Consider the following 25,138-nt stretch of genomic DNA (forward strand, 5'->3'; position numbering starts at 1 on the left):
AGTTATTAATGCTACCTACAATCAAATAAGTATATTTCACTACCAGCATAGTCGACTGAGCGTAAACCAACCGAGGGTGTATCGTTAATTAATGTAAATAACAGATATGCACATACAAATATTATGTGATTGATTACCTGGATAAAAAGAAGGGATTTTAAGGATTACAAATAACAAAAAACCCGCACATGGCGGGTTTATTCACTTCGACTTATCGGCTCGGGTTATTCACCGTCTTCGCATGCGTCAGTCTTAGTATGCGTTAGCAGTCTTACAGAGCAACAACGTTAGTTGCTGAAGGACCTTTAGCGCCGTTCTCAACAGAGAACTCAACTTTCTGGCCTTCGTCCAGAGTTTTGAAATCATTGCTCTGAATGGCAGAGAAGTGAACGAACACATCTTTGCTACCATTGTCAGGAGTGATGAAACCGAAACCTTTTTCTGGGTTAAACCATTTTACTAAACCAGTCATTTTAGACATAGATACTTCCTCGATATTTTATAGCCATTTAATATGGCGAACGTGGTCTGTATTGCAGAACGTTTCTTATTTAGGCACTTAGGAGGAGACTCACGAAGAAGGGGTATCTGATGACTTGATAGCGCTTGAACTGAGGACTGCTTTACTAAAACTGCTTTCATAAGGTCTGTCTTCCAAACCGATGACGCATTTACTCATAGTCGCGCATTGGAAGCAAGAATTATTTTCAAATAATAATTTTCTCATCCAGGCCGCAAACCGCCCTCTATGGCTTTCTATGGCTTTCTATGGCTTTCGCCCATTAATGTATTGTGCGTTTTTTAATCAAGTTATCATGCGCGAGCTATAGTTAAACAGTGTCCGGTTGGAAGGTTTAGATGGTGTAGCAATGATCCGCTTGCTGCTTGTAGTGCTATTGATCACAGCGGTTTTGCCGATGACGCACGCAGCCACCGAAGACCCCCCTTTGAAATTCGAAACCAAAGTTAATACTGTTCTGGGTGACTTTGATGTGATGCAAAAAAGGCGCGTCGTGCGCGTTTTGATTCCATACAGTAAAACTTTCTACTTTATAGATAACGGCGGGACGCAACGTGGTGTCATGGTAGAACTGATGCAAGAGTTTGATAAACAAATTAACAAGGGCCTAAAACCCTCCCAGAAAACACATCTTCTATTTATTCCGACCGCTCGTGATCAACTTATCCCCCAACTCATCGCCGGGCATGGCGATATAATTGCAGCTAATTTGACGATTACCGAGGAGCGCGAAAAACTCGTCGACTTCAGTGCTCCATTAGCAAAAAACGTCCGTGAAGTCGTTATTGCCAGTAGTAAAGCACCTCAATTAAAGAATGTTGAATCCCTTTCGGGTAAGTCCCTGTATGTGAACCCCTCGACCAGCTACATTTCCAGTATTGATGCACTAAATAAAAGCTTAGTTGAGAAGAAGCTCCCTCCGGCAGTCGTCATTAAAGCCCCTGGTAATTTTGAGCCAGAAGATATTCTGGAGATGGTGAATGCCAATCTTGCAGATTACACCGTCGTTGACAGATACCTGGCGCTATTATGGAAGCAAATTTACCCTAATCTGGTGGTATATGAAGACATTACGCTTCGTAATGATGGTTCTATCGCATTGGCTATGCGCAAAAACTCCCCGCTTCTGCGTAAGCAATTAGATAAATTCACCACGACACATAAAATTGGTACTTCATTCGGAAATCAGCAAGTTTATAAATACTTACGCAATACAAAATGGGTGAAAGATTCTCGCTCGCAAGAAGAATTAGATAAGTTTTACCAGGTAACCGAAATTTTCCGCAAATATGGTCAGCAATATAATGTCGACTGGCTATTGATGGCAGCGCAAGGCTACCAGGAGTCTCGCCTTGACCAGAAGGTGCGCAGTAAAAGCGGCGCGATTGGCGTAATGCAAGTGCTCCCTACGACCGGGAAAGAGTTAAAAGTCGGTGATATACGGTTAATCGACCCAAACATTAACGCGGGTGTGAAATATATCCGCTTTATGTGCGACCGCTATTTTGCGGACCAGCCTATGACCGAAATGAACAAACTCCTTTTCACCTTTGCTTCCTATAATGCAGGGCCAGCTAAAATTGCCCGTTTACGCAAAGAAGCCGAGGCCAAAGGTCTTGATCCCAACATCTGGTTTAACAATGTCGAACGCATTGCACAGCAGCGCATTGGCAATGAAACCGTGCAATACGTGAGTAATATCTTCAAGTATTACATTGCTTATCAATTAATCATGGAACAGATGAAAGCACGTGGACACGAGACTCCGCTTACCGGGCTTAAAACAGAATAACCCTCACATCACCCCTCTGCTGACGTTGTGTTTTTCGGGAACAGACTTGCCTTGAATACCGATATTTATTACTGTATATAAATACAGTTTTAGAAGGAGCATTTTAATGTTCGTTGAATTGGTTTACGACAAACGAAATGTAGCGGGCCTTCCCGGTGCAAATGAAAAAATTCTTGATGAACTGACCCGACGCGTTCAGGCCATTTTCCCCGATGCCGATGTCAGGGTAAAACCGATGCAAACTAATGCAGTAAACAGTGACTGTACAAAGAATGAAAAAGAAAAGATTAACCGTCTGGTAGAAGAGATGTTTGACGAAGCAGATTTTTGGTTGGTTTGTGAAGAGTAAATGTAGGCCGGCACAGTCGATAAAAACGTGGTTATTCCCGTTCTAAACTCCTGCTATCATCGGCACTACCCTAAATCAGGGCTATTTCCCAACAGGTTAAGCAATAATGAGAAAAACAACCGTAGTACTAATTGTGGTGGCAATCCTGGTTTGGCTTGCAAGCCAGCAAGGTTGGATCTAACCAATAAGAAGGAAGTGCTATCCACAGCTAGCCTTCCTTTTTTCACTAAAATACAGACGAAAAAAAACCACCTGAAAGGTGGCTTTTTTAATGTATGGTGCCGACTACCGGAATCGAACTGGTGACCTACTGATTACAAGTCAGTTGCTCTACCTACTGAGCTAAGTCGGCGTGGAAAACATATTATACAAAGCCGAGCCGCTATGCAAACCCCTGCGAATCGTTCGCTCAAAAATTCAACTTATTGATTTTAAATCAACCATTCACGACGAAATAACAACTTATTTGCTTAAAATTTGGCTAATGATTTGCGGCATTCTTACTTAACCAAATGTTTATGGAGCTGCTCAGTTATTATTTCTATACGTTCGGTAAGCTGTTTTGTCACCTTTGTCAGCTCTGTATTCATTTCGATTAATTTAATCATCTGCTCGGCCTGTTCAGCTGCAACTTTTAAACGTTTCTCATTGGCCTGAGCTAAATCCTCCCTGTGCAGAGCGTCAGCTTCCGCATGTGCCTTATCTCGTTCAGCCTGCCGCGTTTGTGCCAATAAAATAAGAGGTGCCGCATAGGCGGCCTGAAGACTGAATGCCAGGTTCAATAAGATGAAGGGATAAAGATCGAAATGGCTCACCCCTGTGATATTGAGCAAGATCCAAACTAAAACTATCAGGGTTTGTGCACCGAGAAAGAATGGCGTGCCGAAAAACCGGGCAAACGCTTCAGCTTTTAATGCAAACCAACTTTCCCCGAAGGTCGGCGCTAAGTGCTGATGAAGGCGATGGAAACGCAAATGGTCAGGATTCTTTATTGTACGAGCGGAGTCTTTAGTGATTATCGCCATTTTTAATAATCCTCAGCCATAACAAAGAGTAATGAAACCAAAGTTTAGCAGAGGAATAGCGTCCCAATAAAAAACGGGAACCCAAAGGCTCCCGTTTCAACATTAGCAAACTTCGCTAATTACATATGTTCGATCATCGCGTCGCCAAACTCTGAACATTTCAGCAGTTTAGCGCCTTCCATCAGGCGTTCGAAATCGTAAGTTACGGTTTTAGCGTTAATCGCGCCTTCCATACCTTTAACGATCAGATCAGCCGCTTCGAACCATTCCATATGACGGAGCATCATTTCTGCGGAAAGGATGATAGAACCTGGGTTCACTTTATCCTGGCCTGCATATTTTGGTGCGGTGCCGTGGGTGGCTTCGAACAGTGCACATTCGTCACCGATGTTCGCGCCTGGTGCGATACCGATACCGCCAACCTGTGCTGCCAGGGCGTCGGAGATGTAGTCACCGTTCAGGTTCATACACGCGATAACGTCATATTCAGCAGGACGCAGCAGGATCTGTTGCAGGAACGCATCAGCAATAACGTCTTTAACGACGATCTCTTTGCCGGTATTAGGGTTTTTCAGTTTCACCCATGGACCGCCGTCGATCAGCTCACCGCCGAACTCTTCACGCGCCAGTTGGTAGCCCCAGTCTTTGAAAGCACCTTCGGTGAATTTCATGATGTTGCCTTTGTGAACCAGAGTCACGGAATCACGGTCGTTGGTGATTGCGTATTCGATGGCTGCACGAACCAGGCGTTTGGTGCCTTCTTCTGAGCAAGGCTTGATGCCGATACCGCAATGTTCCGGGAAACGAATTTTCGTCACGCCCATTTCATCACGCAGGAATTTGATGACTTTCTCAGCTTCAGCGCTGTCAGCTTTCCACTCGATGCCCGCATAAATATCTTCTGAGTTTTCACGGAAGATAACCATGTTGGTCAGCTCTGGGTGTTTAACCGGGCTTGGAGTGCCCTGGTAGTAACGCACCGGACGCAGGCACACGTACAGGTCAAGTTGCTGACGCAGAGCAACGTTCAGAGAACGAATGCCGCCGCCAACTGGCGTGGTCAGTGGCCCTTTAATCGCCACACGGTAATCACGAATCAGGTCCAGAGTTTCTTCTGGCAGCCAGACATCCTGGCCATAAAGTTGGGTAGATTTTTCGCCGGTATAGATTTCCATCCAGGAAATTTTCCGCTCGCCTTTGTAGGCCTTCTGCACAGCGGCATCAACCACTTTAATCATAGCTGGCGTCACGTCCACACCGATACCATCACCTTCAATGAAAGGAATGATTGGGTTGTGAGGAACATTCAGTTTGCCATCTTGCAGGGTGATCTTTTTACCTTCCGCCGGAACAACTACTTTGCTTTCCATTAACCTTCTCCTTCGAGCGCTTCTTTTTGTTAATGATTTGTAATGTGCGTGTCAATACTACTTGAATATCAGGCCCGCGCCAATCACTGGTGATTTCCGTTATAATGCGTTAATACCTAACGTCTGAAAACACTATGAATAAAACTTCTTTTAGAAACCAGCAAGTTAAACGATTCAGCACACAACGACCTGCCAAAAAACCACAGCATAGCGGACCGAAGCGGCTGGTTATCTTCAATAAACCCTATGATGTGCTACCGCAATTCACCGACGAATCCGGGCGCAGCACGTTGAAAGATTACATACCGTTACAAGGAATTTACGCGGCGGGCCGTCTGGATCGCGATAGCGAAGGCTTACTGGTGTTAACTAATGACGGCGTATTGCAGGCAAAGCTGACTGAACCAGGCAAACGCACCGGTAAAATTTATTTCGTGCAGGTTGAAGGTGTGCCGACGGAAGAAGCGCTGGAATCTTTGCGAAATGGCGTGACGCTCAACGATGGTCCAACCCTGCCAGCTGGCGCTGAATTAGTTGATGAGCCAACGTGGATCTGGGCACGTAATCCACCGATTCGTGAACGCAAGGCCATTCCAACCAGTTGGTTGAAAATCACTTTATATGAAGGGCGTAATCGTCAGGTTAGGAGAATGACGGCGCATGTCGGTTACCCGACGCTGCGCCTGGTTCGTTATGCAATGGGGACACTTGAACTGGCAGATTTAGCTCCGGGAGAATGGCGCGAAATCCCAATGGACGCGCTATAAAAGATGCTGAGTATGGACACCGTTTTGAGTCACATGAGAAACGCGGCTGCTCAGGAACGCATCGCCATCGGGCACCGTGATTTCCAGTGCCTGCTCAAATAACGATGAGTTAATCAGGAAATTTGCGCTACACGCGTTGCTGGCAATCGGGATGTTCCAGGCCGTTGCCAGCCGCATCAGTGCTTTGACATCAGAGTGATGTGGCACCGCGCTAAGCGGGTCCCAGAAGAAAATCAGTACGTCAATCTGGCCTGAAGCAATCAGATATCCGAGCTGTTGGTCGCCCCCTATCGAACCACTCATCAGCGCCAGAACGGATAACCGAGTGTGTGCCTGCAATAGGTTTCCGGTGGTACCCGTTGCATAGATGATATGGTGGCTAAGAGCCGTCTGGTTATCAACCGCCCAGTTCAGTAAGTCGGGTTTACAAGGATCGTGAGCTACTAAAGCGATACGTTTCTGTTGCGGCATAATACGCGTGGTAAGCTGCATGATGGTGCCCTCGTGGGATTTTTGAAATCCAACAAAGTATAGGTCACAGGAAAATATGTGATCCAGATCACTTTCTAATGATCGTACTAACGAATTTAAGACAGGATAAATAACGATGTTTAAACCGCACGTTACCGTCGCCTGCGTGGTTCAGGCACAAGGGAAATTTTTAATCGTTGAAGAAACAATCAATGGCAAAGCCACGTGGAATCAGCCTGCCGGGCACCTTGAAGCTGATGAAACGTTAATAGAAGCCGCTAAGCGCGAATTATATGAAGAAACCGGTATTTATGCGCAACCACAAACGTTTATCCGTATGCACCAATGGATAGCCCCGGATAAAACCCCTTTTCTGCGATTCCTTTTTTCTATCGATCTTGACGAACAACTCCCGACAACGCCACACGATAGCGATATCGATCGTTGTTTATGGCTCGATGCGCAACAAATTGTTAACGCTGATAATCTGCGCTCGCCGCTGGTTGCCGAGAGTATTCGCTGCTACCAACGTGCTGAACGTTATCCGCTCAGCATACTGGGCGCATTTAACTGGCCGTTTAGTTAGGGGTGATAGCTTTGGGGATGCGTGATAGAATACGCCGCCTTATAAGTTCAATGTCATGAGTTACTCCAATGTCTGAAAGCCCAAAAAAAGTGATCGTCGGGATGTCCGGCGGTGTCGATTCCTCCGTTTCCGCTTACCTGTTGCAACAACAAGGTTACAAGGTGGAAGGCCTGTTCATGAAGAACTGGGAAGAGGATGATGGCGAGGAGTACTGCACTGCTGCTGCTGATTTAGCTGATGCGCAAGCCGTTTGCGACAAGCTCGGCATTGAACTGCACACCGTAAACTTTGCCGCAGAATACTGGGATAACGTGTTTGAACACTTCCTGGAAGAGTACAAAGCCGGGCGTACACCTAACCCGGATATTCTGTGCAACAAAGAGATCAAATTTAAAGCCTTCCTCGAATTTGCCGCCGAAGATTTAGGTGCCGATTATATCGCCACCGGTCACTACGTGCGCCGCGAGGATGTGGACGGTAAAAGCCGCCTGCTGCGCGGTTTAGACAATAATAAAGATCAAAGCTACTTCCTTTATACCCTGGGGCACGAGCAAATCGCACAGAGCCTGTTCCCGGTAGGTGAACTGGAAAAGCCAGAAGTGCGCCGCATTGCTGAAGAGTTAGATTTGATCACCGCGAAGAAAAAAGACTCCACCGGTATCTGTTTTATCGGCGAGCGCAAATTCCGCGAATTTCTTGGCCGTTACCTGCCTGCACAGCCGGGTAAAATTCTTACCGTTGATGGCGAACACATTGGTGAGCATCAGGGTTTGATGTACCACACGCTCGGGCAACGCAAAGGTCTGGGTATCGGCGGCACTAAAGAAGGCAGCGAAGATCCATGGTATGTGGTCGATAAAGACGTCGAAAACAATATTCTGGTAGTTGCTCAGGGTAGTGAGCATCCGCGTTTGATGTCCGTTGGCTTGATTGCACAACAATTACATTGGGTTGACCGTGAAACACTGACCGAACCGCTCAAATGCACCGTTAAAACTCGCTATCGCCAGGCTGACCTTCCATGCGTGATTACACCTCTGGATGCCGATCGTATTGAAGTGCGTTTTGATGAACCTGTTGCTGCCGTAACGCCCGGCCAGTCTGCCGTGTTTTACCTGGGCGAAATCTGCCTCGGCGGTGGTGTTATTGAGCAGCGTCTGCCGCTCACTGTTTAAAAATTGTCAGCAAGGAAGAAGCTCCGTGGCCAAGAATTACTATGACATCACCATCGCACTGGCAGGGATCTGCCAGTCTGCCCGTCTGGTTCAGCAATTGGCACACCAGGGGCATTGCGATAACGATGCGCTGCATGTCTCGTTGAACAGCGTTATCGATCAAAACCCGGGCTCCACGCTGGATGTTTTTGGTGGCAACGAAGCTAACCTTAAACTCGGTCTGGAAACTTTGCTGGGCGTGTTGAACGCCAGTAATCGCCAGGGGCTGAACGCCGAACTGACGCGCTACACATTAAGCCTGATGGTGCTGGAACGTAAGCTTCACGGCAGCAAAGGTGCCATGGACAAACTCGGTTCAAGCATTGCCGGGTTGCAACGTCAGCTTGAACATTTTGATCTTGAGTCCGACACGCTTCTGAGCGCCATGGCCGGGATTTATGTTGATGTAATTAGCCCATTAGGCCCACGTATTCAGGTCACCGGCTCCCCTGCTGTGCTGCAAAGCCCGCAGGTGCAAAGTAAAGTACGCGCCTCACTGCTGGCGGGTATTCGCGCCGCCGTGTTATGGCATCAAGTTGGCGGTGGCCGCTTGCAGTTAATGTTTTCTCGTAGTCGCCTGTGTGCTCAGGCCAAACAAATTCTTGCTCAATGTTAACCTCTCTGGAGTTGTAACTTATGGAATTATCCTCACTGACCGCCGTTTCCCCCGTTGATGGACGTTACGGCGACAAAGTCAGCGCTCTGCGCGCTATTTTCAGCGAATTTGGTTTGCTGAAATTCCGCGTACAAGTCGAAGTACGTTGGCTGCAAAAACTGGCCACGCACACAGCGATCAAGGAAGTTCCTGCTTTTGACGCGGACGCAAACGGTTACCTTGATAAAATTGTGGCTGAGTTCAGTGAAGAAGATGCCGCGCGCATCAAAACCATTGAACGCACCACCAATCACGACGTAAAAGCGGTTGAATATTTTCTGAAGGAAAAAGTGGCGGCCATCCCTGCCCTGCATGCGGTATCTGAATTTATTCACTTCGCCTGTACTTCAGAAGATATCAACAACCTGTCCCACGCGTTGATGCTGCAAACCGCCCGTCAGGACGTGGTTCTGCCGTACTGGCGTAAAGTTATCGACGCGGTGAAAGACCTGTCGGTTCAGTATCGTGATATTCCACTGCTCTCCCGTACCCACGGCCAGCCTGCAACCCCATCAACAATGGGTAAAGAGATGGCAAACGTAGCGTATCGTATGGAGCGCCAGTTCCGCCAGTTAGAGAAAGTGGACATTCTGGGCAAAATCAATGGTGCGGTAGGTAACTATAACGCCCACATGGTGGCATACCCGGAAGTTGACTGGCACCAGTTCAGTGAGGAGTTCGTGACTTCTCTGGGCATCCAGTGGAACCCGTACACCACACAGATCGAACCACACGATTACATCGCTGAGCTGTTTGATTGCATCGCCCGCTTTAACACCATTCTGATCGACTTCGATCGTGACGTCTGGGGTTACATCGCGCTGAACCACTTCAAGCAGAAAACCATCGCAGGTGAAATCGGCTCTTCCACTATGCCGCACAAAGTTAACCCAATTGACTTCGAAAACTCGGAAGGTAACCTGGGCCTGTCTAACGCTATGTTGCAACACCTGGCGAGCAAACTGCCTGTTTCCCGTTGGCAGCGCGACCTGACTGACTCAACCGTGCTGCGTAACCTGGGCGTCGGCATTGGCTACGCGCTGATTGCTTACCAGTCCACCCTGAAAGGTGTGAGCAAGCTGGAAGTGAACCGTGACCGTCTGCTGGCGGAACTGGATCTCAACTGGGAAGTGCTGGCTGAACCAATTCAGACCGTGATGCGCCGTTACGGCATTGAGAAGCCGTACGAGAAACTCAAAGAGCTGACTCGCGGCAAACGCGTGGATGCTGAAGGCATGAAGCAGTTTATCGATAGCCTTGAGCTGCCAGAAGAGGAAAAAACTCGCCTGAAAGCGATGACTCCGGCTAACTATATTGGCCGCGCCATCACCATGGTTGACGAGCTAAAATAACCAGCTAACGCCACCCTACGCGGTGGCGTTTTTTCATCCCCGCCTCACCCTCATGATTGTTTATTCAAGGTTTACCCCTCCTGCACCATAATTAGCGTTAAACTATCAAAGCTATTCATTTATTGGGGAAATGCGATGCGTGTTCTGGTTGTGGAAGACAATGCACTGTTACGCCACCATCTTCAGGTGCAGTTGCGGGAAGCAGGTCATCAGGTCGATGCTGCTGAAGATGCTAAAGAAGCCGACTATTTTCTGAGTGAACATACCCCCGATATTGCCATTGTCGATTTAGGCCTGCCCGATGAAGATGGCCTGAGTCTTATTCGCCGCTGGCGCAGCCATGATGTGACTATTCCCATCCTGGTTCTTACCGCGCGTGAAGGCTGGCAGGACAAGGTTGAAGTGCTGGGTGCGGGTGCGGATGATTACGTGACCAAGCCGTTTCATCTCGAGGAAGTCGTCGCCCGCATGCAGGTGTTAATGCGCCGCAACAGCGGGCTGGCGTCGCAGGTTATTTCCCTGCCTCCTTTCCACGTCGATTTGTCGCGCCGCGAACTCCTGATCAACGACAACCTAATCAAGTTAACCGCCTTTGAATACACCATCATGGAAACGCTGATTCGTAACAACGGCAAAGTGGTTAGCAAAGATTCACTCATGCTCCAGCTTTACCCCGATGCCGAACTGCGCGAAAGCCACACCATTGATGTATTAATGGGACGTTTGCGCAAGAAGATCCTGGCAGAATACTCTCACGAAGCCATCACCACGGTGCGTGGTCAGGGCTATCGCTTCGATCTGCGTTAACCATGAAATTCATCCGACATTTTTTACCGTTATCGTTACGAGTTCGCTTTTTACTCGCAACCGCCGCCGTGGTTTTGGTGCTGTCACTGGCCTACGGCGTTGTGGCACTGGTGGGTTATAACATCAGTTTTGATAAAACCACTTTCCGTTTGCTGCGCGGTGAGAGCAACCTGTTTTATACCCTTGCGACCTACGAGAACGGCAAGATAAATGTCGTGCTTCCTGAAAACCTGAATCTGAAAACTCCGACCATGGCCCTTATCTACGATGATAAAGGCAAGCTGATGTGGGCTCAGCGTGATTTGCCACATGTGGTGCAGCAAATTAAAAAAGAGTGGCTCGTCACCGATGGTTTTCACGACCTGGAGGCCAATTTTGATACCAGCCATGAATTGTTAGGCAACGACCAAAACCTCCAGAACCAGCTAAAAGATTTTTATGATGGCGACTATAGCGATGAAGTCAGCCACTCCGTAGCGGTCAACAAATACCCGGCGATGGGCAAAATGCCCGCCTTAACTATTGTGGTTGTCGACACCATTCCTATCGAGTTAAAACGCTCGTATACAGTCTGGAGTTTGTTTACCTGTGTTTTCCTCGCCAACTTGTTGTTGGTTATACCCTTGCTTTGGGTAGCCGCACGCTGGAGCTTACGCCCTATCGAAGAGTTGGCAAAAGAAGTGCGCGAGCTGGAAAAACATGACCGGGATAGCCTTAACCCCGAAACCACACGCGAGCTGACAAGCCTTGTGCGCAATCTCAACCGCCTGCTGCGCACTGAGCGTGACCGTTACGATAAATACCGCACCACTCTTACCGACTTAACACACAGTCTGAAGACACCGCTGGCGGTGTTACAAAGTACCTTGCGATCTATGCGCACTAAGAAGCTGAGTATCGAAGAGGCGGAACCGGTAATGCTTGAGCAAATCAGCCGTATATCACAGCAAATTGGCTATTACCTGCATCGCGCCAGCATGCGCGGCGACAGTGCACTCATCAGTCGGGAGCTTCATCCGGTTGCACCATTACTCGACAGCCTGTGTTCCGCACTCAATAAAGTTTACCAACGCAAAGGGGTGAATATTTCGCTGGATATTTCACCGGAAATTACCTTTGTGGGTGAGAAAAATGACTTTATGGAGGTGATGGGCAATGTGCTGGATAACGCCTGCAAATACTGCCTTGAATTTGTTGAAATCTCTGGCCGCCAGCTCGATGACACACTGCACTTAATCGTTGATGATGACGGGCCAGGTATTCCTGAAAGCAAACGCAGTATGGTGTTTGACCGTGGGCAACGTGCAGACACCTTACGACCGGGCCAGGGAGTGGGTTTATCCGTCGCACGTGAAATCGTCGAACAATATGACGGAGAGATTCTGACCTCAAACTGCGAACTGGGTGGCGCACGTATGGAAGTGATTTTTGCGCGCCAGCGTCCAGACCGAGAAGAAGATTAAAAATACTCCCGTAACGGCGGACGCCATCCGTTATAATCCTCGGCAGGCTCCTTCACCTGCCGGATAATAATATGGACTATCAACTCGACCTAAACTGGCCCGATTTCATCGCGAACTACTGGCAGAAACGCCCGGTTGTTCTAAAACGTGGCTTCAAAAACTTCATCGACCCAATCTCCCCGGATGAACTGGCAGGCCTTGCTATGGAAAACGAGGTGGATAGCCGCCTGGTCAGCCATAACGACGGCAGATGGCAAGTCAGCCACGGCCCGTTCCAGAGCTACGATCATCTGGGCGAAAACAACTGGTCTTTACTGGTTCAGGCAGTTAACCACTGGCATGAACAAAGTGCCCGCCTGATGCGCCCATTCCGCGCCCTTCCGGACTGGCGAATTGACGATCTGATGATCTCTTTCTCGGTTCCAGGCGGCGGCGTTGGCCCGCATTTCGACCAGTATGACGTGTTTATCATTCAGGGCGTTGGCCGCCGCCGCTGGCGTGTTGGGGAAAAAGTTGCCCTGAAACAACACTGCCCTCATCCCGACTTACTGCAAGTTGAACCGTTCGACGCCATCATCGATGAAGAGCTGGAGCCGGGCGATATTATCTATATCCCGCCAGGTTTCCCGCACGAAGGTTACTCGCTGGAAAACTCGATGAACTACTCGGTCGGCTTCCGCGCGCCAAGTGGACGCGAGCTGATTAGTGGTTTTGCAGATTACGTGCTGCAACGTGAACTGGGTAGCCAACGTTATACCGACCCTGACGTGCCTGCGCGCCAGCATCCGGCTGATGTTCTGCCGCAGGAAATGGATAAGTTACGCGAAATGATGCTGGAACTTATCAACCAGCCAGAGCACTTTAAAACCTGGTTCGGTGAGTTCGTTTCCCAGTCGCGCCACGAACTGGACGTTGCACCACCAGAGCCACCCTATCAGCCTGACGAGATTTACGATGCGCTGAAACAGGGTGATGCCATTACTCGACTGGGTGGGCTGCGCGTTCTGCGTATTGCCGACGAGATTTACGTTAACGGTGAGAAAATTGACAGCCCGCATCGCCCGGCGCTTGAAGCCCTGGCGAGCAACATCACACTGAAAGCAGAAATGTTTGGTGATGCGCTGGAAGACCCGTCGTTCCTGGCAATGCTGGCGGCACTGGTTAACAGTGGATACTGGTATTTCGAAGACTAAAACCTCTCCCCTGCCTTCTCAGCTATTGACTTGCTAAGAAGGCAGGGAAACGCAACCATCGTCGCTTTCACATCGTTAATATAAAAAACTCCGCAAGGCCTCGCTTGCCAATATTTTCCCGCTGTGCTTGATGAACCCACTCTTTAACCTCGAATTTCCTGACATTTAACGACTATAAACAGTCGCAGTTATGGACAAACCGGCTTAATCGGCACTGCTACCTTTATAACAACCCTAACAGGAGCAATGAGGACGCCTTAATGATCACATTATGCAAAGCCTGCGGCACATCCTTCGAGTCCACTCATTCCCATCCGGAACACTGCAACATCTGTGAAGATGAGCGCCAGTACGTACCCGTAACGGGGCAGGAATGGGTTGAGCTGGACACACTTGTCGCTTCACACACAAATAAGTGGCAGCAACAGGAGCCCAATCTGTTCAGCATCCAGACGGTTCCTGAGTTTGCGATTGGTCAGCGCGCTTTTATTCTGGGAACGCCAGAAGGCAATATTTTGTGGGACTGCATAGCCAATCTCGACGACGCCACAAAAACACTGATTTCCTCACTGGGCGGGCTTAAAGCTATCGCTATTTCACATCCTCATTACTACACCACCATGCAGGACTGGGCCGCCGAATTCGACGCCCCGATTTATCTGCATGCCCGCGATCGCCAGTGGGTCATGCGCGAGAGTCCTTACATCAAGTTTTGGGAAGGCGACACCCTTGAGTTGGCCGCAGGCGTCAGCCTGATACGTCTTGGCGGGCACTTCGCTGGCGGCAGCGTTCTTCACTGGGCAAGGGGCGAAGGCATACTGCTGGCGGGGGACATCGTTCAGGTCACGCCTGGCGCTGATGCCGTATCCTTTATGTGGAGCTATCCGAATATGCTGCCACTGTCGGGCGCGACGGTCAGCGATATTACGCGCCGCCTGAGCACGGTGAAATTTAAAAGACTCTACGGTGCGTTTGAAGGAAAGAACATCAGGGAAAATGCCGATGACATCGTGAATCGCTCGGGCAAAAAGTATCTTGCCTGTCTTGGCTAACCGTTTTCCTTTGAATAGTTTGCTGGCTCACTCTTATATTTTTTGAGGCTGTTCCTTAGCACAAAAAAAGCCGATCTTTCGATCGGCCTTGTTGTGGTTCAGTGATTAGTTACGCTTTCGCATCACGCATTGGTCACCGGTTTTTGCTCAGGCTTCGTCTGGGCGTTTTCCAGCATGCGACGCACTGGCACAATCAGCACCAGCAGCACGGCGGCGCAAATCAGCAGCGCGATAGAGCAGCGTGCAAAGAGGTCCGGCAGCATATCCAACTGGTCTGCTTTAACGTGGCCACCAATCAAGCCTGCCGCCAGATTACCCAATGCACTTGCGCAGAACCACAGCCCCATCATCTGGCCGCGCATTCTTTCCGGCGCCAGCAGCGTCATCGTCGCAAGCCCTATTGGGCTCAGGCACAGCTCGCCGAGCGTCAGCATCAGAATGCTGCCCACCAGCCAGAATGGCGATACACCCGCCCCGCCGCTGTTCAGCACATTTTCCGCCGCCAGCATCATCACGCCAAAGCCCGCCGCGGCACACAAGATACCGATGACAAACTTGGTAATACTGCTCGGACGCACGCCTTTGCGCGCAAGCATTGGCCACGCCCAGCTAAACACCGGTGCCAGCAAAATGATGAACAGCGCATTGATGGACTGGAACCACACGGCAGGGATTTCAAAATCGCCGATCATGCGGTTGGTGTAGTCGTTAGCGAACAGGTTGAACGAAGTCGGTTTTTGCTCAAATGCCGACCAGAAGAACGCTGCGGACACCAGCAGAATAAAGCAGACCAGCAGCCTGGCGCGCTCTTTACGGTTCAGACCCGCAAACACAAACAGGTAGATAAAGTACAGGGCAACGGAAGCTGCGATCACGTAAACCAGCACGCTGGCAACCGCGACAGGATTAATAACAATCACGCCCTGCGCTATCAGCGTAACCACGACAGCCACGCCAATCGCCAGCGCCATCAGCCAGGCACCTACACCTTTTTTCTTCGCCACCGGGCTGTTCCAGGTGGAGTCCAGGCCAACTTCGCTGTCATAACGCTTCATCGACGGAACGGCGAACACGCGGAAGATCACCAACGCCACCAGCATCCCGATACCGCCGATGCCAAAGCCCCAGTGCCAACCATGGGTTTTTATCAGCCAACCGGAGATCAGCGGAGCGATAAACGAACCCATGTTGATGCCCATATAGAACAGCGAGAACCCGCCGTCGCGACGCGCATCGCCTTTTTTATACAGTGTCCCGACCATCACCGAGATGCAGGTCTTGAACAGCCCGGAACCGAGCACGATAAACATCAGGCCGATGAAGAACAGGCTGTCGCCCATAAATGCGGAGAGCGCGATGGACAGGTGACCGAGGGCGATAAGAATCGAACCGTACCAGACCGCCTTCTGCTGGCCGAGCCAGTTGTCAGCCAGCCATCCACCCGGCAGCGCGGCCAGATACATGCTACCGGCAAAGATCCCGACGATAGCCGAGGCGTTTTCACGCGCAAGCCCCATACCACCGTCGTAAACCGTGGCCGCCATAAACAGGATCAGTAGCGGGCGAATACCATAAAACGAGAACCGCTCCCACATTTCAGTAAAGAACAGTGAGCCTAGCGGATAAGGATGGCCGAAAAAGGTCCGGCTTTCGTTTTTATTAACAGAGGAATGCATAAATTCTCCATGGAAGTGTGTCGAGTGCCTGTAGCACCAGAATGCATGGCGGCTATTTGAATGACTGCCGCTTTTTAACATTCAGAAATTATTATTTAACCATTTGATAACTAGTTACTGGTTTTGTCTAGTGCCAGGCGCAGGACTTTAAGATGAAAAGTCGACGATTGTCTACTTTTTCAGATTTTTTGTCGGGTGACGGGAGAGAGTTATTGACTTTGAGGGTTCGGAGAAATAAAAAACTTAAGTCTTATTAAACAGTTTGTTATGTATAAATAATGAAGTTTTTGGCGCTTTCAGGGCTTATGAGTTTGTTAGCCAGTCGCATCATAAATTTTCCGTTGCACCGCCACAGCAGCCATCCAAACGCTACGAGATTTATGATTCACTGAAACAAGGTCTTACCAGAGAGCACAATCTGTGGTGCTATTGAGTAACGATAAGACTAAAACTCTGAGCACTATTGGAACCATCATCCCGATCCCCTTACCGCTGGTCATGATGTACAGATATGCCACCAGCCTCTGCCTATGAGGTAAATTACGGCTCCAGAAAAAATTGTAGAGAGGGCCAGGATGCCAATAGCCCTATTTTCGTTTAACACCCGCTAAGGTTTCTCCGGAAGACTGATAAAAGCAATTTTTGCCAAACCCGAACGGGACAATAGCGCCATAACCTGAGCAACCGTTTCATACGACGTATGAGCGTCGGCCTGCAACTGAATCTCCGGTTGTGGAGTCTGGTGCGATGCCTCTAGCATCAATCCCTGCAGTGAATCCTTATCTTTGAGCGTTCCGTTCCAGTAAAAATTGCCTTCAGATTTAATAGCAAGCTGGACCGATTTTTCTCTGGTATCTACCGGGTTGCTGCTCGCCGTTGGGAGATCTATTTTTACCGAGTTGGTCAGCAGTGGAGCGGAAATAATAAAGACAATCAGCAGCACCAACATCACATCAATCATAGGGATCATATTGATTTCAGACATGGGCTTTTTGTTTTTCGTTGAGGGATGGAAAGCCATTATTTCACCCTACCGAAGCCTAATAACCCAAAGATATTGTGTGCGAATTTTTCCAAATATCCGGTCTGCCGCTGGCTGGCTCTGACAAAAGCGTTGTAACCCCATACTGCGGGAAGCGCCACTGCCAATCCGCAGGCCGTCATAATCAACGCTTCACCGACAGGTGCGGCAACCTGGTCCAGGTTGTTTTGCCCGGACTGGCTGATAGCCATCAGCGCATGGTAAATCCCCCAAACCGTACCGAATAACCCAACGAACGGTGCGGTGGAGCCAATGGTGGCTAAAATTGACACGCCCTTATCGCGAATCCTCTCCGCTTCGGCAATCGCGGCATGTAACGCGGCGCTGATGAAATCATCTGGCGTCGAGCTTTCAAAACCGCGTATCGCCTCCGGCTGTTCAATCAGCCGGCATGCCTGAATGCCATGAGTCAGCACATGATAAAGCGGAGCACTTGAGCACCTGGTATTAGCCAGCGTCTGGATATCTGAAAAGGTATTTACAACGCTAAACTCGGCTGAAAAGTGGCGATTAGCACTATTCAGGCGGAGGTATTGCCAGCTTTTGAGAAGAATCAAAAACCAGCTAATAATTGACATGCCCAATAACAGGGCAATAACGAAATAGCCCACTTTATCGGTGTGGGAGAAGAATGGAAAAGCGAACATATTAACTCCGTAATGAAAAACGAACAGGAACTGTCACGTCACCCGCAACCGCATAGCCTGACTCTTTAGCCGGGACAAAGCGCCAGCTCCAGACAGCTGCCATTGCGGCCTGATCGAGCCGATCGTAACCACAACTATGCTCTAGCTGTACGGCATCGGGTTTGCCCTGGGCTGTGACATGGATACGCAGCTTCACCAGCCCTTGTTCGTGGAACATGCGTGACAGTGTTGGATATTTTGGTGCAGGGTTAGAAAGGTAATCAGCATCAAGACTCGGTGGCTGCCGGGTGCCAGCATGCGCAAGAGCATCATTGGTTTCCCCCACGACCTGATTTGTAGCCGCTGGCTGTACCGGTTGATTTTTATCCGTTACCGGCTGTTGTACCTGACGATTGACGATAGCTTTCGAAGACTTTGCGGCAACAGCTAGCACACGTGGTGCTTTGTGAGGTGTGGTATGTGCTGGCTTCATCCGTTTTGCTGGTTTAACCACTGGCGTAATGTCTTTGACGACCGGCGCGGGCCGGCCTGCCTCTATTGTGCTGACTTGTAAAACGCCAGGCATACCCGCTGTGCCTTGTTTGTTGCTGAAGGATATACGGCCAATGGCGGCAATCCCCAAAATATGAGCAATCAGAACAAGCAGAAACAGGCTTCTGGCAGAGATCATGGCGCGCAGTCCACGAGGGTTGGACGGAAGACCGGAATCAGCGTTTTAAGAGATTGCCCCTCAAACTCAAAGCCAATCTGTCGCAGCGGGATGCCATACAGCCGGTAAAGATTTTCTTCTGTCAGTACGTCTGCAATATCGCCGCTGGCGTAGTTCCGGGCATCGAACATCAGCAAAGCCTTATCGGCCACAGCGTGAGCATGGTGTGGATGATGCGTTGTGAAAACGACGGTTAACCCTTCCTGACGTGCCAGTGTATGGATCCAGTCGAGCACCACGCCCTGATTTTTCAGGTCCAGAGCGGAGGTAGGTTCGTCAAGGATCAGAATGTCGGCACCACCGACAATCGCTCTGGCAAAGATAATCAGCTGTCGCTGACCGCCTGATAATTCGTGGAAGGGTCGTTGCGCCAAATGTGCTAGCCGGAAACGCGCCAGCGCCTGCATCGCAGCGGCTTCATCTTCCTTTGAGGGCTGGCTGAACAGGCCGACTTTGCGTGCACGTCCCATCAGCACCATATCCAGTACCGAGTAGTCAAAACTCACCTGAAATAGCTGTGGCACAAACGCTACGCGACCATTTACCGTGACTTTTCCTTCAGTGGGTGAAAGCGTGCCTAAAATGGTTTTAAGCATCGTTGTCTTCCCGCGCCCATTAGCGCCCATCAGGGCAAAAACTTGCCCTTTGTTGACATGGGCGTTATAGCCTCTGAAGATCCAATTATCGGGCAAGTACGCGTGTCCTAACTCTTCGAAAGCAAATGCAATATTGCTCATTGTTCGCCCCAACCTTTATTTTTTGCTTTCCAGAAGAGGATGCAGATGAAGGGTGTCCCAATAAACGCAGCCAGCACGCTTACGGGGATCTCGCCCTGTATCACTGAACGCGTTAAGTCATCCAGCCCTAAAACGAAAACCCCGCCGATAAATGCTGAAGCGGGTAAAAGCCGTCTGTGGTCGGCACCAACCAGCATGCGGGCAATGTGCGGCACGATGAGGCCGACCCAGCCTACAACGCCAGAAACCGCCACTTGCGCGGCGACAAGCAGGGCAACAATCGTAATGACTAACCAGCGTACAAGGCTGACATTGACACCTAAAGCGGCGGCGTCCTGGTCATTGAGCGAAAGGAGATTGATACGCCAGCGCAGTCCCATCAATACACCACCACCGAGCAGCACTGCCGCGCCTAAAATTTCTGCTTTCAGCGGATCAGCCCCACGGAAAGTGCCCATCATCCAGTAGCTGATCCCCGGCGCGCTGCCGGTTGGATCCATGTAAAGGCAAAAACCAATTCCTGCGAGGAAGAATGCACCAACGAAAAAACCGGCCAGAATCAGCCCTACCCCGTTCCTTACCTGCATGATTGCCGCGAGTGCGAAAGTACATGCCAGAGCCAGGATGCCGCCGAATAACGCGAATCCAACCATCACGAACGAAGAAAGTCCTGCCATGATTGCCAGCACGCTTCCGAATGCTGCCCCAGAGCTAACTCCGACGAGGTCGGGGCTGACTAATGGGTTACGCATCACGCCCTGCAAAGCCGCGCCGGATAACCCCAGAGCGCAACCAGCAAGCATCGCAACAAGAATGCGCGGCGGACGGATTAGCGTCATAACAGCTATCTCTTTCAAATCACCGCCGCTGAAAAGCACCTTTGCCGCATGGAAAGCAGACATGGGATAGGCACCGGTTAGCATTGATGCCGCTATGGCAACGATCAATAGCAGTAACAACATCCAAACCGGTACCGTGCGAATGAACGTCTTATTCATGTTTTTCTTTCCTTGCTTTCTGTTTCCAGAACAGGAAACAGATAAACGGCGTGCCAATGAGTGTGGTTAATACGCTCATAGGGATATCAGCGCGCAAAACCACACGGGCAAAATCATCAACCAGCAGGGTAAATAAACCGCCCAGTAAAGCTGAGGCAGGTAAGACCCGGCGATGATCACTACCCACCAGCAGGCGTGCAGCATGGGGCGATACCAGTCCAACCCAGCCGATGACTCCACTGACTGCTACCTGGGCTGCGATCATCCAGGAGACACAAAGGATGACCAACCAGCGCACACGTGCTGGATTGATCCCCAATCCGGCTATGTCCATATCGCCGAGGGAGAGAATGTTAATGCGCCAGCGCAAAAGCATCAGAATGCTACCCCCGACGAGTACCGGTGCCGCGATAAGCCCAACCATTGCCGGGGTGGCATGCGCCACCGTCCCGAGAAGCCAGTCAGTGATACGCGAACCTTGTCGATCGTCTGCAAGGAAGCAGCCCAGACTCACGCCGGAGGTGAAGAGAGCGCCAACAAAAATCCCGGCGACGATAAGCATGATGCCGCTGCTGTTTGCGCGGGCCAGGCGGACCAACGCTTGAGTGCAGATCATGGCGATGACACCGCCACAAAAGGCCAAAGCAACCAGCGCCAGCGGATTGTTGTCAATGTTCAACATCACGGCAAGAACCCCTCCACAAGCAGCTCCAGAGCTAACGCCAACCAAATCTGGACTGACTAATGGATTGCGCATGATGCCCTGAAGCGCGGCACCCGATAGACCAAGGGCGATGCCGATATAAACCGTCATCAGAACGCGCGGCAATCTCACCATCAGGATAACGGCCTGATCGCGTAACCCGGTGTTATCGGCGTGCTGGATGAACAAAAACAGTCCTACCAGCGCCGATAAAAGATGCCCTCCAGCCATCGGATAAGCCCCAATGCACAGCGAGACAAAAACAGCGATAAGCAGCGTAATCATTAACGTCAGGATGACCATTTTTTGCCGCAAATCGATTCTTTGAGTATTCATTTTTTTGACTCCCCCTTCGCGGCAAAGAAGCGTTCATAACCTGCTGATTGGCTGTTTTGCTTCACACTTAACAGGCCATCCAGTTCCTCTTGCGAAAGGTGATATCCATAAGCTGCCTGATAGTGGTCGCGTAGTAACTGCCGCACACGAGGTTTAATCAGTTCAGGATGAATAACTTCTGCCGACCAGCGTGCAGCAAAGGGGCGGTTATCGATGTTATAGCTATAGCCGCTAAAAGCTGGCTCGGAGGTGTATACGCGGCGCGAGTGTACGGCTTTGAGGCCCTGCCAGCGCGGGTCCTGCATAAATTTTCGTGCATCGGTTCCCATTAGCATGATGATGTCTGGATCAACGGCTAATACGCGTTCAGCATCTTGCTGCCTGCCGCGCGCCCTGAATCCAGCCACGGCATCGCGTGTTCCATTTTCATCACATTTTTGACCGGTCTCTGAGGGAGTATCGCCACCGCCCATTGATACTTTTGACCAATCGTTATCCGGTGCGCCAACACCGGCAATGCGCGGACAATCTATTGGGTTGGTTGGTGCTTTATAGTCGGCGTGGAAGCTGGAATAGTCTTGCTGATAACGCGAGATCAGTGTTTGTGCAAAAGCGGGTTGGTTTATGATTTCATTGTAGATAGTCGTTTCGCGAGCAATTTTCTCATCGGCCGTCACGGAATTGGTGCCGTCAACATCCAGCGCAATGATACCTAACGTACGTAATTCATCGGCCCCAATCGCGTGATTGTGGAACCATGTCGCACCGGCAATGACTGTATTGTTACTGTTTGCCAGTAACGTTTCTAACGTACTGGTATCGTGCCAATAAGCATCGTTATCGAAAACTGCACGATAAACCCGTACCGGCATAAAATAGCGATATCCGCGCAACATATTGCGGATCCTTTCGCTGCGACCAGATAACCGATCCGGGCGATGAGTCTCCGTCAGGAACTCCCAGGAATAGGCCGCCACACGCGCATTTTCTGGGATAGAAACTGTTACCCCGCGAGCATCGGTGATACTCCTTGAGTAAGACCCGGGTTTAAATACAGGCTGAGGTCGTAATAAAAGTAGCGACATCAACCCGAGGGTAAGAAAAACAATCACCCATGCGCTACCGTGGTAGGTTTTCATTATCAGGTCTCAGCAGGCCCCGACCGTAGCCGGGGCTGAATTATCAGAAATCAACCGTTCCAGAAAACGCCACAGTGCGCGGCATGCCGACGGAATTTTGCGTTGCCCAATAAGCTTTGTCGGTTACGTTTGTCACGATCAGACGGAAAGTCGTCGGGTAATTACCAAACTTCGTGGTGTAACGCGCTCCAACATCACCCGTCGCATAAGCAGGGATCTTCTTCTTGTTTTGCGCATCAGCGTAGCTATCACCGACGTAGTAAACGCCGCCGGTTAGCGCGACTTGCGGGTAGAATGGCAGGCTATATTCGGTATACAGCTTATACATTCGTTCGGCAGCATCCGTCGGACGCTTGCCCTTCACAGAAGGGTCATCTGTTTTTTCTACGTGTTCATCAGCGAAAGTGGCACCGCCTACGATTGTCAGGTTATCCGTAACCTTCCCGGTCGCAGTGAGTTCCAGCCCCTGATGAATTTGGCGGCCATCTTGTAGCATCGTTGGCAGTGGTTTGCCGTTATCAGAGAACTGGTTAGCTTTATCCAACCTGAAAAGTGCAGCGGTTAACAGTAATGGGTCGAGATCAATCTTGGTTCCCAACTCATATTGTTTACTGACTGTCGGTGGCAATATGTCACCGGCGTTTTTAAAGTCACCAGTGACAATTGCCCCTTCTTCCAGCCCCTCAATATAAGTCGCATAGGTTGTAACGAATGGCAGCGGTTTATAAATCAGGGAGTAAGTTGGCGTCAGCTTGCTTTTATTATAATTTTTAGTTTCTTCACCCGTCTTAATGTACTGGCGTGAAGACAATTGCGAATAACTGCCGCCGACGATGACGGACCATTGATCGTTAAACGCAATTTCATCGCCGAGTTTGTAAGAATTACGTTCGCTAATAGCGCTACGGAAAGTGTGATTAGGAACATTCCATTGCCCCATTTTGAACGTATCGGGTTGCGGGGCATTTGGGTGTTCGTCGGTCAAGCCATTAAGCAAGCTAATTCCGAAACGCGCATTTTGATGTCCGACCATGCGAGATGCGTTATAACCCATGACGACCTTGTGCTGAAGCCAGGCGGTTGCAAAACTCAGGTGTGCATAAAGGTGCCCGATGTCCTGCCGCTGTGGTGCTGGATAATAGTTATAATAATACTGATTCCAGCTACCATCCGCGTTATGGTAATTGATGGTGCGATCGCCCTCATAGGTACTTTCGTTGCGCAGATATTCGCCTTCGAAGGAGAGCCAATCTGTTGCATCCCAACTGGCTTTTGTGCCGTAGGTTTTCATCACGGTATTGAAATACGAATACTTTTCGCCATAGGCTTTATGAGGGTCTGGAATAAAGTCGTAGAAGTCTGGAATGCTATTCCACCAGGACGATGGGTTATCCATATGGCGCTTGCGGTAGGAATAGATTGGCTGCAATAACAGGTTATCCGTGACATGCCAATCAAGTGCCAGGGTAAAGAGCTGATGTTTCAGCTTCTGATCCTGAATGCTGGTTTCACCGTTCTGATTAACAGCATTTAATCGATAACCAAAACGCCCTTCATCATCAATCGGCCCACCCAGGTCGATATGCTGGTAATACTGTTGGCCACCGTAGTTTCCTAAGGTGAGTTCGTTCAGGCGTTGTTTGGTAGGACGCTTGTAAATGTAATTAACTGAGCCGCCAATAGAAGCGGAGTCATTGAGGAAGGATTGCGCACCGCTGATAATATCTACGCGCTCTTTGTCTTCCAGTGACGTTCTTGAGTTACCTAAAATTTGATTACCATCAATGAAGGTGGATGCCGTGAAGCCACGGATAATCGGATCGGTAGCATCCATCGTCGAAAGAGGAACGGCAGGTTGCGTTAACGGGTTCATTTTAAACAGCTGGTCAGTATCGCGGACCTGTGCATTTTGAATCAATTGCGCCGGGGTAGAAGTCATAGAATAAGGTATATCAGCAAGCTTGCGAGTACCCCATAACCCTACGTTTTGCACATTATCCACACTGTAGCCACGTTCGGCAGCCCCTTCAGGCGCGTTCGTTAATAAGCTATCGTCTTTAACAACAACTTCGCTAAGCTCTGGTGCTTTGTTGGTTTCAGCCCGTGCTGACACAGCCAGCGCAGTAAACACAATCACCGTTATCGGCCGAAGACCGAAATATAAACGTGGCATAACATCCTCAATTACTTTATTAAAACACCAAATTCAGAACGAACAAAAATGCGGAATTAAATATAAAATTTATTCCGTTAATATGGTTGGTAGTATTATTCATCTGTTTCACGATTGTTATTATCTGAAACAGAAAGATTATTTTTACATCATTGAAATCTGCGTTCACCACAATGGGTTAAAATGCTATAGATATACAGTACATCAATCGCTATATACTGGTCAATATAACGCTTTGTGATTAGTTTCCGTAAAATTAATTCTGGCCATAAAAATTTAACTTAATTCAATTATTATTTTTAACACAACTGACCTGAATATAACATTATATATACTCTTCATATCCTGGTGGTTATGTTTGC

Annotated in this window: 24 protein-coding genes and 1 tRNA gene; 11 read left to right on the forward strand and 14 right to left on the reverse strand. The window is 49.5% G+C overall.

The window, feature by feature from the left end:
- Nucleotides 1-271 precede the first annotated feature (271 nt).
- The gene (gene cspE / locus IX31_RS05025) at nt 272-481 is read right to left on the reverse strand and encodes a transcription antiterminator/RNA stability regulator CspE (RefSeq protein ID WP_034456078.1); all 210 of its coding nucleotides are present in this window, start codon (nt 479-481) and stop codon (nt 272-274) included.
- Between the two features lie 364 nt (nt 482-845).
- Between cspE and IX31_RS05030 the strand changes: the two genes are divergently transcribed.
- Both IX31_RS05030 and IX31_RS05035 read left to right on the forward strand, forming a co-directional pair.
- On the forward strand, nt 846-2,312 hold the full coding sequence (locus IX31_RS05030) for an MltF family protein (RefSeq protein WP_241767163.1): 1,467 nt from the start codon (nt 846-848) through the stop codon (nt 2,310-2,312).
- Between the two features lie 106 nt (nt 2,313-2,418).
- Nucleotides 2,419-2,661, forward strand: a complete 243-nt coding sequence (locus IX31_RS05035; RefSeq protein WP_034456080.1) for a DinI-like family protein — start codon at nt 2,419-2,421, stop codon at nt 2,659-2,661.
- Nucleotides 2,662-2,937: 276 nt separating this feature from the next.
- Here the strand turns inward: IX31_RS05035 and IX31_RS05040 are convergent.
- From IX31_RS05040 to icd, 3 genes are all read right to left on the reverse strand, one after another.
- Nucleotides 2,938-3,013 (reverse strand) — tRNA-Thr (locus IX31_RS05040).
- A 148-nt stretch (nt 3,014-3,161) separates the two neighbouring features.
- Entirely contained in the window at nt 3,162-3,686 is a 525-nt protein-coding gene (locus IX31_RS05045; RefSeq protein WP_034456082.1) for a DUF1003 domain-containing protein, read from the reverse strand.
- A 119-nt stretch (nt 3,687-3,805) separates the two neighbouring features.
- The gene (gene icd / locus IX31_RS05050) at nt 3,806-5,056 is read right to left on the reverse strand and encodes an NADP-dependent isocitrate dehydrogenase (protein WP_034456083.1); all 1,251 of its coding nucleotides are present in this window, start codon (nt 5,054-5,056) and stop codon (nt 3,806-3,808) included.
- Nucleotides 5,057-5,190: 134 nt separating this feature from the next.
- On the opposite strand from icd, the gene rluE reads away from it, so the two are divergent.
- On the forward strand, nt 5,191-5,823 hold the full coding sequence (gene rluE, locus IX31_RS05055) for a 23S rRNA pseudouridine(2457) synthase RluE (protein WP_034456084.1): 633 nt from the start codon (nt 5,191-5,193) through the stop codon (nt 5,821-5,823).
- Here rluE and IX31_RS05060 read toward each other — a convergent pair.
- Nucleotides 5,818-6,315: a methylglyoxal synthase gene (locus IX31_RS05060; RefSeq protein WP_051880550.1), complete on the reverse strand. Its 498-nt coding sequence runs from the start codon at nt 6,313-6,315 to the stop codon at nt 5,818-5,820. The two genes, rluE and IX31_RS05060, sit on opposite strands and share 6 nt — an antisense overlap.
- Before the next feature lie 115 nt (nt 6,316-6,430).
- Here IX31_RS05060 and IX31_RS05065 point away from each other — a divergent pair, with 115 nt between their 5' ends.
- The 8 genes from IX31_RS05065 (at nt 6,431) to IX31_RS05100 (ending at nt 14,616) form a co-directional block, all read left to right on the forward strand.
- Complete coding sequence (locus IX31_RS05065) at nt 6,431-6,880, forward strand: NUDIX hydrolase (protein WP_034456085.1); 450 nt, start codon at nt 6,431-6,433, stop codon at nt 6,878-6,880.
- Nucleotides 6,881-6,948: 68 nt separating this feature from the next.
- Nucleotides 6,949-8,055 (forward strand): tRNA 2-thiouridine(34) synthase MnmA, encoded by a 1,107-nt coding sequence (gene mnmA, locus IX31_RS05070; RefSeq protein ID WP_034456087.1) that lies wholly within the window; start codon nt 6,949-6,951, stop codon nt 8,053-8,055.
- Between the two features lie 25 nt (nt 8,056-8,080).
- Complete coding sequence (hflD, locus tag IX31_RS05075) at nt 8,081-8,710, forward strand: high frequency lysogenization protein HflD (RefSeq protein ID WP_034456089.1); 630 nt, start codon at nt 8,081-8,083, stop codon at nt 8,708-8,710.
- Between the two features lie 20 nt (nt 8,711-8,730).
- The gene (gene purB, locus IX31_RS05080) at nt 8,731-10,101 is read left to right on the forward strand and encodes an adenylosuccinate lyase (protein WP_034456090.1); all 1,371 of its coding nucleotides are present in this window, start codon (nt 8,731-8,733) and stop codon (nt 10,099-10,101) included.
- A 135-nt stretch (nt 10,102-10,236) separates the two neighbouring features.
- The gene (gene phoP / locus IX31_RS05085) at nt 10,237-10,908 is read left to right on the forward strand and encodes a two-component system response regulator PhoP (protein ID WP_034456091.1); all 672 of its coding nucleotides are present in this window, start codon (nt 10,237-10,239) and stop codon (nt 10,906-10,908) included.
- Between the two features lie 2 nt (nt 10,909-10,910).
- On the forward strand, nt 10,911-12,371 hold the full coding sequence (phoQ, locus tag IX31_RS05090; protein WP_034456093.1) for a two-component system sensor histidine kinase PhoQ: 1,461 nt from the start codon (nt 10,911-10,913) through the stop codon (nt 12,369-12,371).
- Between the two features lie 71 nt (nt 12,372-12,442).
- A complete protein-coding gene (locus IX31_RS05095; RefSeq protein ID WP_034456094.1) occupies nt 12,443-13,564 on the forward strand; it encodes a ribosomal protein uL16 3-hydroxylase in 1,122 nt (373 codons plus the stop codon).
- Nucleotides 13,565-13,824: 260 nt separating this feature from the next.
- Entirely contained in the window at nt 13,825-14,616 is a 792-nt protein-coding gene (locus tag IX31_RS05100; protein ID WP_034456095.1) for an MBL fold metallo-hydrolase, read from the forward strand.
- Nucleotides 14,617-14,738: 122 nt separating this feature from the next.
- On the opposite strand, the gene IX31_RS05105 is transcribed toward IX31_RS05100, so the two are convergent.
- The 9 genes from IX31_RS05105 to IX31_RS05145 form a co-directional block, all read right to left on the reverse strand.
- Complete coding sequence (locus IX31_RS05105; RefSeq protein ID WP_034456098.1) at nt 14,739-16,292, reverse strand: peptide MFS transporter; 1,554 nt, start codon at nt 16,290-16,292, stop codon at nt 14,739-14,741.
- A gap of 607 nt (nt 16,293-16,899) precedes the next feature.
- A complete protein-coding gene (locus tag IX31_RS05110) occupies nt 16,900-17,313 on the reverse strand; it encodes an ExbD/TolR family protein (RefSeq protein WP_034456100.1) in 414 nt (137 codons plus the stop codon).
- Nucleotides 17,313-17,981, reverse strand: a complete 669-nt coding sequence (locus IX31_RS05115) for a MotA/TolQ/ExbB proton channel family protein (RefSeq protein WP_051880552.1) — start codon at nt 17,979-17,981, stop codon at nt 17,313-17,315. The genes IX31_RS05110 and IX31_RS05115 overlap by 1 nt, the downstream gene beginning before the upstream one ends.
- Nucleotide 17,982: 1 nt before the next feature.
- A complete protein-coding gene (locus tag IX31_RS22040) occupies nt 17,983-18,651 on the reverse strand; it encodes an energy transducer TonB (protein WP_051880554.1) in 669 nt (222 codons plus the stop codon).
- Nucleotides 18,648-19,427, reverse strand: coding sequence for an ABC transporter ATP-binding protein (locus tag IX31_RS05125; protein WP_034456101.1), 780 nt, complete (start codon nt 19,425-19,427; stop codon nt 18,648-18,650). Before IX31_RS05125 ends, IX31_RS22040 begins: the two co-directional genes overlap by 4 nt.
- A complete protein-coding gene (locus tag IX31_RS05130; protein ID WP_034456102.1) occupies nt 19,424-20,425 on the reverse strand; it encodes a FecCD family ABC transporter permease in 1,002 nt (333 codons plus the stop codon). The genes IX31_RS05125 and IX31_RS05130 overlap by 4 nt, the downstream gene beginning before the upstream one ends.
- On the reverse strand, nt 20,418-21,464 hold the full coding sequence (locus IX31_RS05135) for a FecCD family ABC transporter permease (protein WP_051880556.1): 1,047 nt from the start codon (nt 21,462-21,464) through the stop codon (nt 20,418-20,420). The genes IX31_RS05130 and IX31_RS05135 overlap by 8 nt, the downstream gene beginning before the upstream one ends.
- Nucleotides 21,461-22,603 (reverse strand): ABC transporter substrate-binding protein, encoded by a 1,143-nt coding sequence (locus IX31_RS05140; RefSeq protein WP_081908624.1) that lies wholly within the window; start codon nt 22,601-22,603, stop codon nt 21,461-21,463. Before IX31_RS05140 ends, IX31_RS05135 begins: the two co-directional genes overlap by 4 nt.
- Nucleotides 22,604-22,646: 43 nt before the next feature.
- Nucleotides 22,647-24,776 (reverse strand): TonB-dependent siderophore receptor, encoded by a 2,130-nt coding sequence (locus IX31_RS05145; RefSeq protein ID WP_051880557.1) that lies wholly within the window; start codon nt 24,774-24,776, stop codon nt 22,647-22,649.
- Nucleotides 24,777-25,138 lie beyond the last annotated feature (362 nt).

The organism is Buttiauxella noackiae (genome assembly GCF_000737905.1).
GTDB lineage: Bacteria > Pseudomonadota > Gammaproteobacteria > Enterobacterales > Enterobacteriaceae > Buttiauxella > Buttiauxella noackiae.

What these genes read in the sequence shown, in the direction of transcription:
- phoQ (WP_034456093.1), top strand. Translation starts at nt 10,911, where the DNA reads ATGAAATTCATCCGACATTTTTTACCGTTATCGTTACGAGTTCGCTTT.
- IX31_RS22040 (WP_051880554.1), bottom strand. Translation starts at nt 18,651, where the DNA reads ATGATCTCTGCCAGAAGCCTGTTTCTGCTTGTTCTGATTGCTCATATT.
- purB (WP_034456090.1), top strand. Translation starts at nt 8,731, where the DNA reads ATGGAATTATCCTCACTGACCGCCGTTTCCCCCGTTGATGGACGTTAC.
- IX31_RS05115 (WP_051880552.1), bottom strand. Translation starts at nt 17,981, where the DNA reads ATGTTCGCTTTTCCATTCTTCTCCCACACCGATAAAGTGGGCTATTTC.
- IX31_RS05095 (WP_034456094.1), top strand. Translation starts at nt 12,443, where the DNA reads ATGGACTATCAACTCGACCTAAACTGGCCCGATTTCATCGCGAACTAC.
- IX31_RS05145 (WP_051880557.1), bottom strand. Translation starts at nt 24,776, where the DNA reads ATGCCACGTTTATATTTCGGTCTTCGGCCGATAACGGTGATTGTGTTT.
- rluE (WP_034456084.1), top strand. Translation starts at nt 5,191, where the DNA reads ATGAATAAAACTTCTTTTAGAAACCAGCAAGTTAAACGATTCAGCACA.
- IX31_RS05135 (WP_051880556.1), bottom strand. Translation starts at nt 21,464, where the DNA reads ATGAATACTCAAAGAATCGATTTGCGGCAAAAAATGGTCATCCTGACG.
- IX31_RS05110 (WP_034456100.1), bottom strand. Translation starts at nt 17,313, where the DNA reads ATGGCTTTCCATCCCTCAACGAAAAACAAAAAGCCCATGTCTGAAATC.
- mnmA (WP_034456087.1), top strand. Translation starts at nt 6,949, where the DNA reads ATGTCTGAAAGCCCAAAAAAAGTGATCGTCGGGATGTCCGGCGGTGTC.
- phoP (WP_034456091.1), top strand. Translation starts at nt 10,237, where the DNA reads ATGCGTGTTCTGGTTGTGGAAGACAATGCACTGTTACGCCACCATCTT.
- IX31_RS05140 (WP_081908624.1), bottom strand. Translation starts at nt 22,603, where the DNA reads ATGAAAACCTACCACGGTAGCGCATGGGTGATTGTTTTTCTTACCCTC.
- IX31_RS05130 (WP_034456102.1), bottom strand. Translation starts at nt 20,425, where the DNA reads ATGAATAAGACGTTCATTCGCACGGTACCGGTTTGGATGTTGTTACTG.
- IX31_RS05045 (WP_034456082.1), bottom strand. Translation starts at nt 3,686, where the DNA reads ATGGCGATAATCACTAAAGACTCCGCTCGTACAATAAAGAATCCTGAC.
- cspE (WP_034456078.1), bottom strand. Translation starts at nt 481, where the DNA reads ATGTCTAAAATGACTGGTTTAGTAAAATGGTTTAACCCAGAAAAAGGT.
- IX31_RS05105 (WP_034456098.1), bottom strand. Translation starts at nt 16,292, where the DNA reads ATGCATTCCTCTGTTAATAAAAACGAAAGCCGGACCTTTTTCGGCCAT.
- icd (WP_034456083.1), bottom strand. Translation starts at nt 5,056, where the DNA reads ATGGAAAGCAAAGTAGTTGTTCCGGCGGAAGGTAAAAAGATCACCCTG.
- IX31_RS05035 (WP_034456080.1), top strand. Translation starts at nt 2,419, where the DNA reads ATGTTCGTTGAATTGGTTTACGACAAACGAAATGTAGCGGGCCTTCCC.
- IX31_RS05065 (WP_034456085.1), top strand. Translation starts at nt 6,431, where the DNA reads ATGTTTAAACCGCACGTTACCGTCGCCTGCGTGGTTCAGGCACAAGGG.
- IX31_RS05125 (WP_034456101.1), bottom strand. Translation starts at nt 19,427, where the DNA reads ATGAGCAATATTGCATTTGCTTTCGAAGAGTTAGGACACGCGTACTTG.
- IX31_RS05060 (WP_051880550.1), bottom strand. Translation starts at nt 6,315, where the DNA reads ATGCAGCTTACCACGCGTATTATGCCGCAACAGAAACGTATCGCTTTA.
- IX31_RS05100 (WP_034456095.1), top strand. Translation starts at nt 13,825, where the DNA reads ATGATCACATTATGCAAAGCCTGCGGCACATCCTTCGAGTCCACTCAT.